The sequence below is a fragment of the Virgibacillus carmonensis genome (genome assembly GCF_057836705.1).
The window spans coordinates 1-547 of the sequence record NZ_JBYQFJ010000349.1; the positions used below are offsets into that span (position 1 = coordinate 1).

The following is a 547-nucleotide window of genomic DNA, read 5'->3' on the forward strand; positions in this document are numbered from 1 at the left end:
CATTACACAAAACAGGAATTCCGGGAATTGCAGGATCTTGCTGGCAAAAATGGACTGACAATTACACCGGAATTTGATACGCCTAGTCATGCACTTGCATTTACCAAAGTGAGACCAGATTTAGTTCATCCGGATTTACCGGTGGACCATCTTGACATCACACGCCAAGAATCAGTGGATTTTGTTGAGTCTGTTTGGGATGAATATCTTGGTTTGTTTGATACGGATGCAGTTCATATTGGTGCGGATGAATTTTATCGTAATGATACGGAAATGAGCAATGTTTACCGTAATTACATTAATACGTTAAATCAGCATATGAAAGAGCAAGGTAAGTCCGTACGAGCTTGGGGAGGCTTGACGTATTATAAGGGTGATGTTCAGGTAGACAAGGATGTTGTGTTTAACATTTGGAATGTCGGATGGTACAACCCGGAACAAGCAATTGATGAGGGGTACAAAATTATTAATTCGGATGATGGATTGTTGTATATCGTCCCAAAAGCAAATTACTATCATGATTATTTGGATACGAAATGGCTCTACA

1 protein-coding gene is annotated in these 547 nt (G+C 39.7%); it reads left to right on the plus strand.

Translation table 11 applies throughout. From position 1 onward, the window contains the following. Nucleotides 1-547, plus strand: a 547-nt coding sequence (locus tag AC3G7N_RS22280) for a family 20 glycosylhydrolase (RefSeq protein ID WP_489424290.1), incomplete at both ends; no start/stop codon positions are given.